The sequence below is a fragment of the Porphyromonas bennonis DSM 23058 = JCM 16335 genome, from assembly GCF_000375645.1.
Taxonomy (GTDB): Bacteria; Bacteroidota; Bacteroidia; order Bacteroidales; family Porphyromonadaceae; genus Porphyromonas_A; species Porphyromonas_A bennonis.
On the sequence record NZ_AQWR01000012.1, the window covers coordinates 17,595 to 31,898 of the forward strand.

The 14,304-nt window shown below is 60.2% G+C and carries 14 protein-coding genes; 7 read left to right on the forward strand and 7 right to left on the reverse strand.

Going from position 1 to position 14,304, the window contains the following annotated elements; all coding sequences use genetic code 11:
• Window positions 1-138: 138 nt before the first annotated feature.
• The 3 genes from B088_RS03495 to B088_RS03505 are packed head-to-tail and all read left to right on the forward strand — an operon-like array spanning window position 139 to window position 4,491.
• A complete protein-coding gene (locus B088_RS03495) occupies window positions 139-627 on the forward strand; it encodes a hypothetical protein (RefSeq protein ID WP_018107024.1) in 489 nt (162 codons plus the stop codon).
• Between the two features lie 41 nt (window positions 628-668).
• Window positions 669-4,118, forward strand: a complete 3,450-nt coding sequence (mfd, locus tag B088_RS03500; protein ID WP_018107025.1) for a transcription-repair coupling factor — start codon at window positions 669-671, stop codon at window positions 4,116-4,118.
• A 7-nt stretch (window positions 4,119-4,125) separates the two neighbouring features.
• Window positions 4,126-4,491, forward strand: a complete 366-nt coding sequence (locus B088_RS03505) for a fluoride efflux transporter FluC (RefSeq protein ID WP_018107026.1) — start codon at window positions 4,126-4,128, stop codon at window positions 4,489-4,491.
• Between the two features lie 69 nt (window positions 4,492-4,560).
• Here the strand turns inward: B088_RS03505 and B088_RS03510 are convergent, their stop codons facing one another.
• The 7 genes from B088_RS03510 to B088_RS03540 are packed head-to-tail and all read right to left on the reverse strand — an operon-like array spanning window position 4,561 to window position 11,251.
• Entirely contained in the window at window positions 4,561-5,196 is a 636-nt protein-coding gene (locus B088_RS03510; RefSeq protein WP_018107027.1) for an outer membrane beta-barrel protein, read from the reverse strand.
• A 27-nt stretch (window positions 5,197-5,223) separates the two neighbouring features.
• A complete protein-coding gene (gene folE, locus B088_RS03515; protein WP_018107028.1) occupies window positions 5,224-5,856 on the reverse strand; it encodes a GTP cyclohydrolase I FolE in 633 nt (210 codons plus the stop codon).
• 21 nt (window positions 5,857-5,877) lie between these two features.
• Window positions 5,878-6,387 (reverse strand): SPOR domain-containing protein, encoded by a 510-nt coding sequence (locus tag B088_RS03520; RefSeq protein WP_081605454.1) that lies wholly within the window; start codon window positions 6,385-6,387, stop codon window positions 5,878-5,880.
• Window positions 6,388-6,417: 30 nt separating this feature from the next.
• The gene (ribF, locus tag B088_RS03525) at window positions 6,418-7,383 is read right to left on the reverse strand and encodes a riboflavin biosynthesis protein RibF (RefSeq protein ID WP_018107030.1); all 966 of its coding nucleotides are present in this window, start codon (window positions 7,381-7,383) and stop codon (window positions 6,418-6,420) included.
• Window positions 7,368-8,660 (reverse strand): murein hydrolase activator EnvC family protein, encoded by a 1,293-nt coding sequence (locus B088_RS03530; protein ID WP_018107031.1) that lies wholly within the window; start codon window positions 8,658-8,660, stop codon window positions 7,368-7,370. The genes ribF and B088_RS03530 overlap by 16 nt, the downstream gene beginning before the upstream one ends.
• On the reverse strand, window positions 8,657-9,463 hold the full coding sequence (locus tag B088_RS03535; RefSeq protein WP_018107032.1) for a hypothetical protein: 807 nt from the start codon (window positions 9,461-9,463) through the stop codon (window positions 8,657-8,659). Before B088_RS03535 ends, B088_RS03530 begins: the two co-directional genes overlap by 4 nt.
• Before the next feature lie 39 nt (window positions 9,464-9,502).
• Window positions 9,503-11,251, reverse strand: a complete 1,749-nt coding sequence (locus B088_RS03540) for a tetratricopeptide repeat protein (RefSeq protein WP_018107033.1) — start codon at window positions 11,249-11,251, stop codon at window positions 9,503-9,505.
• A gap of 234 nt (window positions 11,252-11,485) precedes the next feature.
• Here B088_RS03540 and B088_RS03545 point away from each other — a divergent pair, with 234 nt between their 5' ends.
• From B088_RS03545 to B088_RS03560, 4 genes are all read left to right on the forward strand, one after another.
• The gene (locus tag B088_RS03545) at window positions 11,486-12,133 is read left to right on the forward strand and encodes a 50S ribosomal protein L25 (protein WP_018107034.1); all 648 of its coding nucleotides are present in this window, start codon (window positions 11,486-11,488) and stop codon (window positions 12,131-12,133) included.
• A 108-nt stretch (window positions 12,134-12,241) separates the two neighbouring features.
• Window positions 12,242-12,847 (forward strand): DUF3109 family protein, encoded by a 606-nt coding sequence (locus tag B088_RS03550; protein ID WP_026170476.1) that lies wholly within the window; start codon window positions 12,242-12,244, stop codon window positions 12,845-12,847.
• On the forward strand, window positions 12,840-13,451 hold the full coding sequence (gene pth / locus B088_RS03555) for an aminoacyl-tRNA hydrolase (protein ID WP_018107036.1): 612 nt from the start codon (window positions 12,840-12,842) through the stop codon (window positions 13,449-13,451). Before B088_RS03550 ends, pth begins: the two co-directional genes overlap by 8 nt.
• A gap of 19 nt (window positions 13,452-13,470) precedes the next feature.
• A complete protein-coding gene (locus B088_RS03560) occupies window positions 13,471-13,983 on the forward strand; it encodes an RNA-binding S4 domain-containing protein (RefSeq protein ID WP_018107037.1) in 513 nt (170 codons plus the stop codon).
• The last annotated feature ends 321 nt before the right edge of the window (window positions 13,984-14,304 follow it).

Sequence of the window (14,304 nt, forward strand, 5' to 3'; positions counted from 1 at the left end):
AGAGGTTATCACTTCTCTTATTGATAAGCTCAAATGCGTCACCCCTGAACTGAGACCTCTTTTTTTTCCCCCCCCCCTTGGGGTGTCTGCCGATTTCCTTACTATTGCAGTCGAAAACTAACAACATAACATCTGATCATGAGTAAGCTCTCACTATTTCTCCTGACGCTGGTGATGGCACTGTCGCTCACCGGCAGAGCCGCTGCGGCAAGCGACGGCGGGTCGAGGCTCGGGAAGGTTCGCTTCGCCGCCTCGGCAGACATCTGTAATAGCTTGTTCCATCGAGTCTACGGTCCCGATGGTGAGCAGATCGACATGAGTAGCTATGCGACCGGTTCGCTCACAGCGGGGGTGTCGCTCCTTGACCGCAGGCTATACGTCGGTCTCGGCTTCACGAAGCTGGACAACGATCCTATCCGACCAGCTCTGCAGACGACATGGAACGTCCTGCCCTCGAGGTTTACCCCCTTTGTGGATCTCAAGGTAAGCCCGACAGCCGCTTCGCTCGGCGGTGGTGTGAAGTACCGCTTCTTCGATCGGCTGGGACTCTTCGTCATGGCGGAGGGACTGCTATGCCAGAGCAGGATCAGTCCGGGGCTGGCACTGGGACTGAGCTACGGCTTTTAGTCCACTCGGGGTGAGGGAAAAGCGGTACCTTTGCCCCGTAAATGAAGAACAAAGATCCTGAAGAAACGACAGCCAAGACTGTCGACCTGAGTATGCTGCGGGGCCTCTACGGGAAGCATCCCGCTCTGCAGACGATAGTCCGCTCCCTCGCCCAGGAGCGGAAGAGTCCCGCTCGACTCTTCCTCTCCGGTCTTGCCGGCTCTGCACCGGCACTCCTCTTTGCCGAGCTGGCGGATCGGCTGACGCAGGTGCCGACCTTCCTCCTCGTCTGTGACGATGAGGAGAGTGCGGGCTACCTGCAGAGTGACCTGGTCGCCCTGATGGGGGGCGAGGAGCAGGTCTTCTTCCTCCCCTCGCTCTATAGGCGCGGGATCCGCTACGGACAGCCCGATGCGGCCAATGAGGTGCTGCGGAGCGAGATCGCCGATCGGCTGAGGGGTGGCGGGGTGCCACCACGGATCATCGTCACCTATGCGGCGGCGCTGCCGGAGGGCTTTGCCGACCAGGCGGAGTATGAGGCGGGGCATATCGACATTGCGCTCGGGGAGGAGTATGAGCGGAAGTCTCTCCGCGAGCGACTCTGGTCGCTCGGCTTCGAGGAGACGGACTATGTCTACATGCCGGGACAATTTGCCGTCCGCGGCAGTCTGATCGACATCTACTCCTACGCGCAGGATCTGCCGGTGCGGATCGACTTCATCGGCGACGAGGTGGAGACGATCAGCTTCTTTGATCCCGAGAGCCAGCTCTCCGGTGAGACGATGGAGCGGGTGCGGATCCTGGCACCGGTAGATAGCAAGAGTAAGAGCAAGGGTACCTCGCTCCTCGAGCTGCTGCCGGCGGAGGCGGTGGTCTACCTGCCGAGTCACTCCTTCTTCCCCTCCACCCTCCGCACGGTCTACGAGATGCCCCCGGTCCACCCGGAGGACAATATCTTCCACACCCTCGAGGAGATGCAGGCGCGGCTGATCGAGCCGGAGACGGTGATGGCGCAGCTGGAGCACTTCTCGCTCCTCACCGGGGGCGTCGACCTGAGGGAGCAGTCGCAGTGGCGGGAGATCGCCTTCCGCGAGCAGCCGGAGCCCCTCTTTCATAAGAAAATGGATCTCCTCGCCGAGACGCTCTCCGACTACCAGCATCAGTCCTTTGCGACGATGATCATGAGCGACCAGGAGAGTCAGCTGGGGCGACTCCACAGACTCCTCGCCGAGCGGGAGCAGCCGGTCCACTTCGTCCCACTGCGGCCGACGCTGCACGGGGGCTTCATCGACCACGAGATCAAGCTCTGCCTGCTGACGGACCACTCGATCTTCGAGCGGTACCACGGCTATAGGCTCAAGAGTGACCGCATCCGTAAGCGGAGCTCGGCGCTGACGCTGCAGGACATCCGGGGATTTGAGTACGGGGACTACGTCGTCCACTCCGACTACGGCGTGGCACAGTTTGGCGGGCTCTGTCAGATCGAGCAAAATGGGGAGGAAAGGGAGGCGGTGCGGCTCAACTTTAAGGGCGGCGACAGCCTCTACGTCAGCATCAACGCCCTCAGCCGCATCTCCAAGTACAAGAGCAAGGACGTGGAGGAGGCACCGCAGCTCAATAAGCTGGGCAGCGGCGCCTGGGATCGGCTGAAGGATAAGACGAAGAAGAAGGTCAAGGAGATTGCCCGCGACCTGATCAAGCTCTACGCCCAGCGGCTGAAGATGAAGGGCTTCGCTTTTAGCCCCGACACCTACCTGCAGCAGGAGCTGGAGGCCTCCTTCATGTACGAGGATACGCCCGATCAGGAGAAGGCGACGGAGGAGGTGAAGGCGGATATGGAGTCGCCCGTGCCGATGGATCGGCTGGTGTGCGGGGATGTCGGATTCGGCAAGACGGAGATCGCCGTGAGGGCGGCATTTAAGGCGTGCGCAGATAGCAAGCAGGTGGCGGTGATGGTGCCGACGACCGTGCTAGCCTACCAGCACTACCACACCTTTAAGAAAAGGCTCAAGGACTTCCCCGTGCGGGTCGATTACCTCAATGCAGCACGGCAGGGAAAGGAGCGGACGCAGCTGCTGAAGGATCTCGCGGAGGGGAAGATTGACATACTGATCGGCACTCACTCGCTGGCAGGGAAGGGGGTGAAATTTAAGGACCTCGGGCTGCTGATCATCGATGAGGAGCAGAAGTTTGGCGTCGCGGTGAAGGAGAAGATCCGGAAGATGCGCGCCGAGGTGGACACGCTAACGATGACCGCCACGCCGATCCCGAGGACGCTCCAATTCTCTCTCATGGGCGCCCGCGACCTCTCCAATATCCTCACTCCGCCGCCCAATCGTCACCCCGTGCGGACCGACCACACCACCTACAGCCCGGAGGTGCTCGCTGATGCGATCAATGCTGAGCTGGCGCGTGATGGGCAGGTCTTTGTGATCAATAACCGGATCCGAACCATGGAGAGCGTGGAGGAGGATATCCGCAAGGCGGTGCCGGGCGTCCGCATAGGTGTCGGCCACGGTCAGATGCCGCCTAAGGAGCTGGAGAAGGTGCTGACCGGCTTTGTCAATCAGGAGTACGACGTACTCCTCGCCACCTCTGTGGTGGAGAATGGGATCGATGTGCCCAATGCCAATACCATCATCGTCAATGAGGCGCAGCGCTTCGGTCTCAGCGACCTCCACCAGCTCCGCGGTCGGGTGGGGCGCGGGGATCGGCAGGCGTACTGCATCCTCCTGACGCCCCCGGCGGATGCGCTGACCGATACAGCGAAGCGTCGGCTCGAGAGCATCGTCTCCTTTGCCGAGCTGGGGAGCGGCATCCAGATCGCGATGCAGGACCTCGACATACGGGGCGCGGGAAACCTCCTCGGCTCGGAGCAGTCCGGCTTCATCGCCGACCTCGGGTACGAGACCTACAAGCAGGTGCTGGAGGAGGCGGTCAGGGAGCTTAAGGATGAGGAGTTTGCCGATCTCTTTCCGACAGAGGAGGAGCCTGTGGAGCAGGCAGAGAGCCCTTCTCCCTCCGACAAGAAGGGTCACCGCAGGTCCTATGTCACCGACACCTCGATCGACACCGACGTGGCAGCCTACTTCCCTCAGACTTATGTCCCCGGGGACGAGGAGCGGATGCGGCTCTATCGCGAGCTGGACGGCATCCAGCGGAAGAGGGATCTCCTCGACTTCTACGACCGTATGGTGGACCGCTTTGGTCCGATGCCGCGTGAGGGGGAGGAGCTGCTCCATGTGGTGGAGCTCCGTCTCTTAGCCCAGCGGTGCGGTGTGGAGAGGGTGCTGCTGAAGCGCGGACTGCTCAAGCTGACCCTCGTCCGCGACCTCCACAGCCCCTACTACAGGAGCCCGATCTTCTCCCACATCCTCCAGGCAGCGGCTCAGTGGGGCGAGGATCTGCGATTTAAGGAGGAGAAGGGCGACCGCAGTATCTCCGTCCGGGGCGTGGAGACGCTCAGGCAGGCGACGACGATCCTCGAGCGTCTCTCCGGACTCACAGCTTAGTACAGTCATGAAAACCATTCTCTTCGTCGGACTGGGCAGCATGCTGGGCGGTATCCTCCGCTACGGCATCGGGCTACTCCCTCTGCCTACAGTCTTACAAGGCTTCCCGCTCTGGACGCTTGTGATCAACCTCCTCGGCTGCTTCCTCATAGGGCTACTGACCGCCTATGCGGAGACCACTTCGCTTGATGCGGCGATCGCCCGAGGGCTCACCGTGGGGCTCTGTGGCGGCTTTACCACTTTCTCCACCTTCTCTAAGGAGTGCCTGATGCTCAAGGAGTGCGGCGCTTATAGCCTGATGGCGCTCTACATCCTCCTCAGCGTCGCTCTCGGTATCGCTGCCGTCTACGCCGGTCGAGGGGTGATCAAATAAAAAAAGGAGAGACGCACCACCTTCGCCGGATGGTGCGTCTCTCCTTTTGTATAACAGCAGCTGACTCTATCAGAAGAGGACAGCGGCCTGGATGACGAAGCTATTCGTCTTCGCATTGAAGACATCCTTCGTCGTCTGATTGAGGCTCGTAAACTTGTAGTCGTCCGACAGCGTAGCGTTGTAGAGCGCAGAGATCTGCAGCATCTTCAGCACCCGCACGCCGAGACCGACATTGACTCCGACGGACGCTTTCTTCGCCTCAGTCTCCCGCAGGTTATTTAGGTTTGTCAGGTCCTCGAGGTTGTTGTTGAGCATAAAATTGAATTGCGGTCCTGCGATCACCATCACGTCCGCACCGGGCAGGCTGACCAGGTCAAACTTCGCATTCACCGGTACGACGAAGTAATTGGTCTTCAGGATGTCCTTTACCTCAGTCTTCTCCATCGAGGTGATGCCGACATTCTTCTGAGAGAAGAGCAGTGAGGCATCGAGGGAGAAGCGGAGGGGCAGCTTCATCTCGACCGTCGGACCGACATGGAAGCCGGTGTAGTAGTCGGACTTGAACTGATCTGCTGTGGTGGGGAACTTGGAGAAGTCGGCCCCGGCGCGGACTCCCCAGTGGAACTGTGCCTCAGCGCTACCGAAGGCGGTCATGCCGAGGAGGACTCCTATGCAGAGGATCAGCGTGTGCTTGATATTGCTCATGATGATTTCCTTATTCTTATAAATAGATTATACGTATCCCTTGCCCTCGTGGTGGATCAGCTCGAGGAACTCTGACCGGGTGCTCTGCCGCTCAAAAGCGCCGCAGAAGTCGCTCGTCGTCGTGATCGCATTCTGCTTCTGCACCCCCCGCATCTGCATACAGAGGTGCCGCGCCTCGATCACCACCATCACGCCGAGTGGATGGAGCGCCTCCTCGATGCAGTCCTTGATCTGCCTCGTGAGCCGCTCCTGTACCTGCAGCCGGCGAGAGAAGATGTCCACAATCCGGGCCAGCTTACTGAGTCCGGTGATGTGACCATTGGGTATGTAGGCGATGTGTACTTTGCCGAAGAAGGGGAGCATGTGATGCTCGCAGAGGGAGTAAAACTCGATGTCCTTCACGATCACCATCTGGCTGTAGTCGTCCTCAAAGGTGGCAGCACGGAGCACCGCCTTGGGATCCTGATGGTAGCCTCGGGTGAGTGCCTGGAGCGCCTTGGCGACGCGTACCGGCGTCTCCTGGAGGCCATCGCGGTCGGCGTCCTCGCCCAGCTCGGTGAGGATCTGATGGGAGAGCTCAGCCAGTCGGTCGGTTCGCTCCTCCAATTCCTGCGGATCAATCTCCTCGGTGAAGTAGGGGTTGTCGTGACGTGAGGTCATAGTGATGGGATGAGTCAGTCGTTAGAGAGGTACTTTGATCTTGGACGGCACCACATACATCTCTCGGGCAAAGGCGGGGAAGCGCCCCTTGAGCCGAGCGATGAAGTCTCTTGCCTCCTCGCGAGTGACGAAACTTCCGGTGCGGACGCTCCAGAAGGGGGCTTTGTAGAGCACATCGGTCTCGATCTCCGGGTAGGCGTCCTTGAGCTGTCGCGCCCGGTAGGAGGCGGTTCTGCGGGCATTGGTGTCGTTGCTGCTGAATACCTGGATCCTGTAGCCGCTCCGGTAGGTGTAGCCTGCCTGGAGGTCGTCCTTGGTGATCAGAGAGGGGCGATTGTGCACCAGCGCCGCAATATCGGGCGACTGCGTGACGAAGACCGTCCCCTCGCCTTCCTTGATGAGCGCAAGCTCGTCGAAGATATTGCGAACCGTGAGCGAGTCGGTCACCGACTCCTGCGCACGGAGGGATGAGACGGTCATCAGGAGGGTGATGATCGTCAGCCCTATGGTATGATACAATCTTAGTCTCATAGTGGATACAAAGGTAGTAATTCTTTGACACTATACGCTCCGCCCTCTCCGGCGGAAGAAGTCTCGGGTCACCTGCTCGTCCTGGAGCAGCTGCGCCCTCAGCTCCTCAAGGCTGTCGAAGCGCTTGTCGCCCCTGAGGTAGAGGAGGAAAGATATCTCCACGCGATCCCCGTAGAGATCCCCGCTAAAGTCGAGGAGAAAGGCTTCGATCCTGTAGTCTCTGTCGTCGGCGCTGATCGTCGGCGCAGTGCCGTAGTAGGCCATCGCCGGGTAGGTGACCCCGTCCAGGAGCACCTCAGCCGCCAGCACTGCGTCCCTCGGGATCAGCGGTGCCGCCCCCTCGGGGACGATATTCGCTGTGGGAAATCCCATCTGTCGCCCGATCTGCCGTCCCTCGGCGACGTAGCCGCAGAGGCTGTAAGGGTGACCGAGTAGTGCCTCCGCTTCGGGGATACGTCCCTCAGTGAGGAGTGCCCGTATGTGGCTGCTGCTTATCTCGACGCCACCCGGACTTACCGGTGCTACGCGCTCAACCGGCACGCCAAGCGCTGCCATCTTTTTGTCAAAGAGGTCAAAGGGGATCCCCGACGTGTCACTACCAAACCTGCTGTCGTACCCCAGCACCATCCGTCTCAATCCGATCTCCCGAAGTGCCCCGATGAAGTCGCTCATGGATAGAGCCGCCAGCTCTTGGGTAAAGGGCAGGAGCAGGATCGCATCCGCCCCGAGGGGAGCGAGGTAGCGGATCTTCTCCGTCGTGCCGGTGATCAGCGGTGGAGCGCTCCTGCGGAGTACCTCGGAGGGATGTCCGTCGAAGGTGATCACCACGGAGGCTAGTCCCTCCTCTGCAGCCTCGCGGACGGTTCGCTTGATCACCGCGCGGTGTCCCAGGTGGACCCCGTCAAAGGATCCAACCGTGGCAACGAAGGTTCTTCCCTCCAGGACATCGCTCAGCTCACGGAGCGACCGGAAGGTAGGGGTCAGCGTCTGATCCATTGCGAGGGGTCAAGCTTAGTGGTCTCCTTCCAGAGCTGGAAGTGGAGCTTCGTTGCGCCACCCACGTCGGGATCGGAGTATACCTTGCCGAGCGCCTGACCTGTAGTGACCTTGTCGCCCGTCTTGACGAAGACCTCCGTCAGGTTGCTGTAGACGGTGAGGTAGTTACCGTGGCGGATGATGATGCTGTTATTGAAGCCCTCGAGGGTGAAGATACGGGTCACTACGCCGTCGAAGACGGAGAGTGCCCGTGCTCCCGCCACACCCTGCAGGTCGATACCGTTATTATTCAGCTCGACATACTGCATGCCTGCGATCTTCTGCCGACCGAAGCGGGAGACTACTCGACTCGGCCCGGAGATCGGGCTGGGGAGCTTCCCTCGGTTGTCGGCAAAGTTTTTCGACAGCTTGATCTCCTTCTCCGTCATCGCATAGCCGCCCTTAGTGGCAGCGCGACGGCGAGTGGTCTTGCTGCCCTTCTTGGCTTTCTGTGCCTCCAGTTCAGCTTTTCGTCGAGCTTCCTCCACCTCCTTGCGGATCTGCTCCTGGATCTTCCGGTCGAGGGCGGCAGCCTGCTTCTGTTGCTTTTTGATCTGCTGCCGCAGCTCCTTCTCCTTCCCCTTCAGTCGGCTCGCCTCCTGGCGGGCAGCGTCCTGATCCGCCTGCAGTTTCGCTTGCTCGGCGGTCTTGTCATTGAGGAGTTGCTGCTGCTTGTCGCGCGCACGCTCCAGTTCTGCTCGCTGAGTCTCTATCTCTGCACGGAGAGCCTTGAGCTTCTCCGCCTGATTGCGCTGCCACTTGGCATACTGCCCTAAGTACTCCGCCCGGCGCATCCCTTCGGCGAAGTCCTTTGCGCTGAGGACAAACATCAGCATATCCTCCGTCGAGTGGTGGGTCTGGAGGGCGCGGATCGACTTGATGTAGCTCACCTGCTTGCGGTCAAATTGCACCTGTAGCGAGTCCAGCTTCACCTCCAGCTCGTCGATCTGACCATTGAGCGCAGTCACCTCGCTCTGCATCGTCGCTATCGCCTCCTTACGTGCTCGGATCTGCTGGTCGAGGAGAGAGATCCGCTGCAGGGTGTTCTTGGACGAAGAGGTGGTCTCGGTCAGGAGTGCGGAGATCCGCTTGATCTCCTCCTGGATCTTCTTCCGCTGATTCTCCAGCTGTCGTACCACATCCGACTTCTTCGTCGTCTGTGCAGCGCTCTCCGTAAGCGGGGCCAGGGAGAGCGTGAGGAGTAGCAGGATTGAGAGGGGGAACTTGAGGTGCTTCATTTGCCGAGGATTACAGAGAGCAGTCGGATGAGACTGAGTCGGGTATAGTCGTCGGGGAGCGCCTTGTCCGGCTTCATCGACGGCTTGGTGTCGTAGTCAGTTACCGTAAGCGCCAGCGTGGCAGGGTCGCCCATGGAGGGCATACGCAGCTCCACCTTCATCCGCTGAGGGAGAGGACGGTATCCGCTTATGGTGGCAAAGTGGGAGAAGGAGACGGTCACGCCGCCCGCTCTCCGTGGCAGGTCGATCGACATACCGGTGAGATTGAGATCCAGGTCCATAAAGAGTTCGCTCCCGCTATCCCGGTCGGTGAAGCGGTATCCTCCCGGCTCCCGGCTCATCTGCAACTCCTCTAAGCGCGAGGTGCTGACGGATCCGAAGAGGTCAAGGATGCTGATCGGTAGTGGTGGCGTGATATCCAGCGCCTCGTCCACACCGTAGCGGTCCATCTTGTCCAGCAAGATTACCCGATCCGGAAGCAGCGTTACCCGACCTGCCTCGAAGAGTCCCATTGGTCTCGCAGCGATCACCATCGCCTCCCCGGGGTAGATCGACATACGATAGCCACTGGAGAGATCGCCCTTGTCTCCCGCTGAGACGGAGAGCATACCGCGCACATCGGCGAGCGGGTAGGAGGGAAGTGCGGCATAGCCTCGGATCACTTCGCTCTTGGAGAGAGTCCCAATGGCCCCCGAGCGACTGACGGTGCTTCTCCGCGAGCCGCAAGAGGTGGCAACGAGTAGAAGCAGTCCCAGCAGGGGAAGTAGAGTGAGGGGCGCAGTTCGGTTTATGGTCTGTCTCATGGTGCTTTTCCTTGATCTAAGTGACTAATCTACGCCGAGTCAGTCTGTCGCAGGCTCAGCTTTTTTCTTCTTCATCTCTGTGATGGCCTCCACCTTTTGTGCCACCCTCTTCGTGTCGCCCCCGCTCTCCAGACAGTGACGCCACGCCTCGATCGCCTCGTCATACCGATCCTCTGCAGTCAGGATCTCGGCGAGGTGCTCGTAGAGCGTCGGGTCGGGTATCTCCGTTGCCTCGATTGCCTTCTTTATATAGATCAGGGCGAGCATCGACGAGCCCTTGCGGTAGAGCACCCAGGCGTAGGTATCGAGGTAGGTCCCGTTGTCCGGCTCCAGCTTTATTGCCTGTCGGGCAAGCTTCTCCGCCTTGTCGAGGTCGGCCGGAGTGCCGGACTTCTCCGTGAGGAAGTAGGCGTAGTTATTGTACGCCGGGGGCAGTGGCTGGCTCACCGCTGCCTCGTAGTAGGGTCTCGCTGCATCGAAGTTTCCCCCGCCACTCAGGTCATCTGCCCGCAGGAGTGCCAGCTGAGGGTAAAACCGATCCTCCATCGAGACCACCGTGAGGGCATCGTCCAGCTGTCTGCGATAGCCGGTCGTGTCACCCGCATTCACCGCCAGGAGGGCAAGGTAAAGGCGGAAGACTCCCTCCTCCGGCAGTGCCTCGTGACCCGCCTCGGCATAGTGGCGAAGATTGGTCGTGTCCTCGGCAGCCGCATAGCGGTCGGTGAAGTAGACGTACGGCGACACCAGCTCCACGCGATCATTCACCAGCCTGTCCAGTATCCCCTCCGCTGCGACCGTATCGCCCAGCAGCAGATAGTCCTGCGAGAGTCCGAGCCGAAGCTGCGGGGTCTGGGGGAAGAGCTTGGCGATCTCAGCCCGCACCTTCACCACCTCTCGCCGCGCCTCAGTGGCACTCGGTGACTCCTTATATAAGGTCTGGATCAGCGACTCCACCTGCTCCGGGTCGATCCCCTCACTCCGAGACTGACGGAGGATGTACTTCGCCCCCTCGCGATACCGCTCCCGCCGAGCGAGGTAGGTCACCTCGGCCACCCGCAGTGCGTCGCTGTCGTCGCCTTGCTTTCGCAGCTGCTCCAGAGCCTTACCGGCACGGTCGTAGTCGCCTGCCGAGAGATAGAGGTAGAAGAGTACCGTCTGCGTCGTCGGTTCGCCCGAGTGGGTCTTGCCGTACTCCTCCAGTAGCTCCATCGCCTTATCCTGCTGTCCCGCCTGCATATAGAGCCCCGCGAGTCCCGATACCTGCCGCGGGTCATCGCGGCTCAGTTCGACGATCTTCTTCCCCACCTCGATTGCCTTATCCCACTTCTCCTCCGATCGGTAGGCCTGCTGCAGGAGGATGAGGAGGAAGTGGTCATCCGGCACCCTCGCCAGCAGCTCCGTGATCACCTCCTCGGCGGTGGCAAAGTCCTGATTGGCAAGCGCCATCCGGGCGAGAGGCTCGCCGATCAGATGATCTCCGTGCGAAGCGCGATAGGCACGCATGAGATAGGCCTGAGCCTGCTCCGGCTGACCCAGCTGGCTGAGGACGAAGCCGATGTCTGAGAGCGCGGACGCCTGAGTCGAGTCGGCCAGGTTGGCGAGCCAGAGATGGGAGAGGTAGGGTGAGAGCTCGCTCTCCGCATCGAGGGGCTCCAGGCAGAGCGCCCGACGGTAGAAGTCGCTGTAGAGCAGCTCCGGACTGTCGTCCCTCGGGGTCTGTGCCGCGAGGGGAGAGCAGAGCGCCAGCACTGCCGTCAGGTGTAGGATGGGTAATATCTTCTTGTACAAAGCCGTCACGATCTTATGCCTATAATATCGGCAGGTAAAGGTACCAAAAATGCCCCTCGAAGTGCAAGTGACTACCGCACTCCCGGCCTCCGCAGGAGCAATAGACTCGGCAAGTGTATCGCTATATGGGAGGAAATCAGTATCTTTGCATGCTTTTCTTATGGAAAAGGCCTATCAAGGTGTGATGGGAAATTAGGAAGAGCTAATTTTGAGTAACACAACTAATAAGCAAGTATGAAGACGTACAGTCTCAGTGCCACCGTCCGCAAGGAGGTGGGCAAGAAGGCGACCCGCGACCAGCGTCGCCAGGGTCTGATCCCCGTAGAGATCTATGGTGGTGAGAAGAATCAGAGCCTCCTCGTGTCCAAGAAGGAGGTGCGCAACCTGATCTACTCCCCCGACGTGCACACGGTCGAGCTCTCTGTAGAGGGTGGCGACAAGGTGATGTGCATCGTGCAGGACCTGCAGTTCCACCCCGTCACCGACGAGGTGCTGCACATTGACCTCCTCCAGATCTCTGAGGATAAGCCTATCGTAGTCAATATGCCCATCGTCCTCGATGGATTCGCTAAGGGTGTCCGTGCCGGTGGTACGCTGATCACTCGTATGCGCTACCTCAAGGTCAAGGGTCTCTATACCAATATCCCCGATCGTCTCCACATCGACATCACCAATATGGGTGTCGACCAGCCGATCCAGGTACGCAATCTGAGCTTCGACAACCTCGAGCTGCTCAACGCCGGCAACGCCGTCGTCGCCACCATCAAGTCCTCCCGTGAGATGGCCGCTATGGCTGCCCAGATGGAGGCTGAGGAGGAGGCTGCAGCACCCGCTGCTCCCGAGGCTCCGGCTGAGGAGGCTGCTGAGGAGTCCGCAGAGTAAGCTACCTACCCCCTCACTCCCGCACTTGACTTGCAGGAGCCGACGGGTAGCATGATCCAAGGAGAGACACCCGTGCCGGTATGGTGGGGTGGCTCTCCTTTATTTTTTATGGCAAAGAAGAGTAAATACCTCGAGGTGGGAGAGATCCTCGTCAGCCCGGAGATCATCACCGAGTACTTCGCGTGTGACCTCGAGGTCTGTCGGGGCGCCTGCTGCGTGGAGGGCGTGGAGGGCGCTCCGGTGGCAGAGGAGGAGAAAGCTCCCCTGCTGGAGACGCTTCCCCAAGTGATCGACACCATCCCGCCTGCCAACGTCGACTACATGACGGCGCACGGCGTGCTCTACAGCCCGGCTCCGGGAGCTTGGGCGACTATGATCGTCGACGGGGGGCGGTGCGTCTTCACCTGCAATGAGGAAGGCGAGTGCTGTCGCTGTGCCTTCGAGAAGTGCTTCACAGAGGGTCGGCAGTCGCTCTTCTACAAGCCGATCTCCTGCCACCTATACCCGGTGCGCACCCGGCGGACTGATGCCGGGCGGACGATCCTCTACTATGACGTCTGGTCTCCCCTCTGCGATGCGGCAGTGGCGCGGGGTCGACGGGAGGGGGTCCGGATCTACCGCTTCGTCCGGTCAGCGCTCGTGCGCGTCTACGGAGCTGAGTGGTACAGCCAGCTGGAGGAGGTGGCAGATCATTATCTATCAAGTCATGAGTGAGTCAAGCAAATACCTGATCGTGGGGATCGGCAATCCCGGCCCCGAGTACCGTGATACCCGACACAACGCAGGCTTCCGCGTCCTGAGCGCACTGGCGGAGGAGGGGGGTGTCGCCTTTGAGGACAAGCGCTACGGCATGGTCGCCCAGATGAGGGTGAAGAATAAGATCCTCATCCTCCTCAAGCCCTCCACCTACGTCAATCTCAGCGGCGACGCCGTCCGGTACTGGATGAAGAAGGAGAATATCCCGCAGGAGAACCTCTTCGTCGTCGTCGATGACCTGAATATCCCCTTTGGCGAATTTCGCATTCGCGCCCAGGGCAGCCCCGGCGGACACAACGGCCTGAAGCACATCGAGGCGACGCTGGGGAGTGCGAAGTACGCCCGCCTTCGCTTTGGCATAGGCTCCCACTACGCCAAGGGAGGGCAGATCGACTATGTCCTCGGCTCCTTTGACGAAGAGGAGGAGGCTCAGTGGCCCAACCTTGCCATCCTCGCCGCTGAGGTGATCCGCAGCTTTGCCCTACAGGGCATCGAGCGGACGATGAATACCTACAACGCCCGTACCAAGGACGAGGCGCACAAGAAGAGTCATCATCACTAAGAGAGAGAAAAACTGACCCATGGAAGACCTACGTATAGACCGCTGGCTCTGGGGCGTCCGAGTCTTCAAGACCCGCTCCATAGCCGCCAAGGCGTGTAAGATCAATCGTGTCACCCGCGACGGCGTCTCCCTCAAGCCCGCCTCCAAGGTGAGGGTGGGGGATCGCATCGAGGTGAAAAAGCCCCCGATGACCTTCACCTTCGAGGTGGTGGGTCTCCCCAAGGCGCGCGTGGGAGCCAAGCTGGTACCCGAGTATCTCAAGAACGTCACCCCGCGGAGCGAGTACGAGATCCTCGAGACGATGCAGGCGGCGTACCGTCAGGGGCGTGCCCGCGGCACAGGTCGCCCGACGAAGAAGGAGCGGCGCGATCTGGAGCAATTCATGGACCCGTCGCAGTATATCCCCGACTGGCTCGATGACGACGATCCCGAGCTGCGGGAGGATACTGCGGACGCCGAGACGGACGACCTTGAGCAGCTGGAGCGCGACGAGCAGGAGATGCTCGACGACCTCGGCTTCTGGGACGACTGACAGCGGTATCCCGGATAGGTTCCTAAGTCCCTCTCCGACACAGGTTTGGAGGTAGCCATTTCTAATACCGGTATTAGTCGCAACTAATACCGGTATTACTGTTTTCTATTACCGGTAATAGATTTCCCTCTGATAGGGAGGGCTGAGGCGTGCTATCTTGTCCGACGAGTCGGACGAGTCGGACGGAGCAAAAGGCGAAAGACCAGGGGGTGAGCCGGAAGGGACGCGGCGCACCCCGTAGGGCGCACCGCTGCTTGCTTTCTCGCCCTCTCCCGGACGATCCATCCGGGGGATGTGTCTTTCTTCGACCACTATACAATT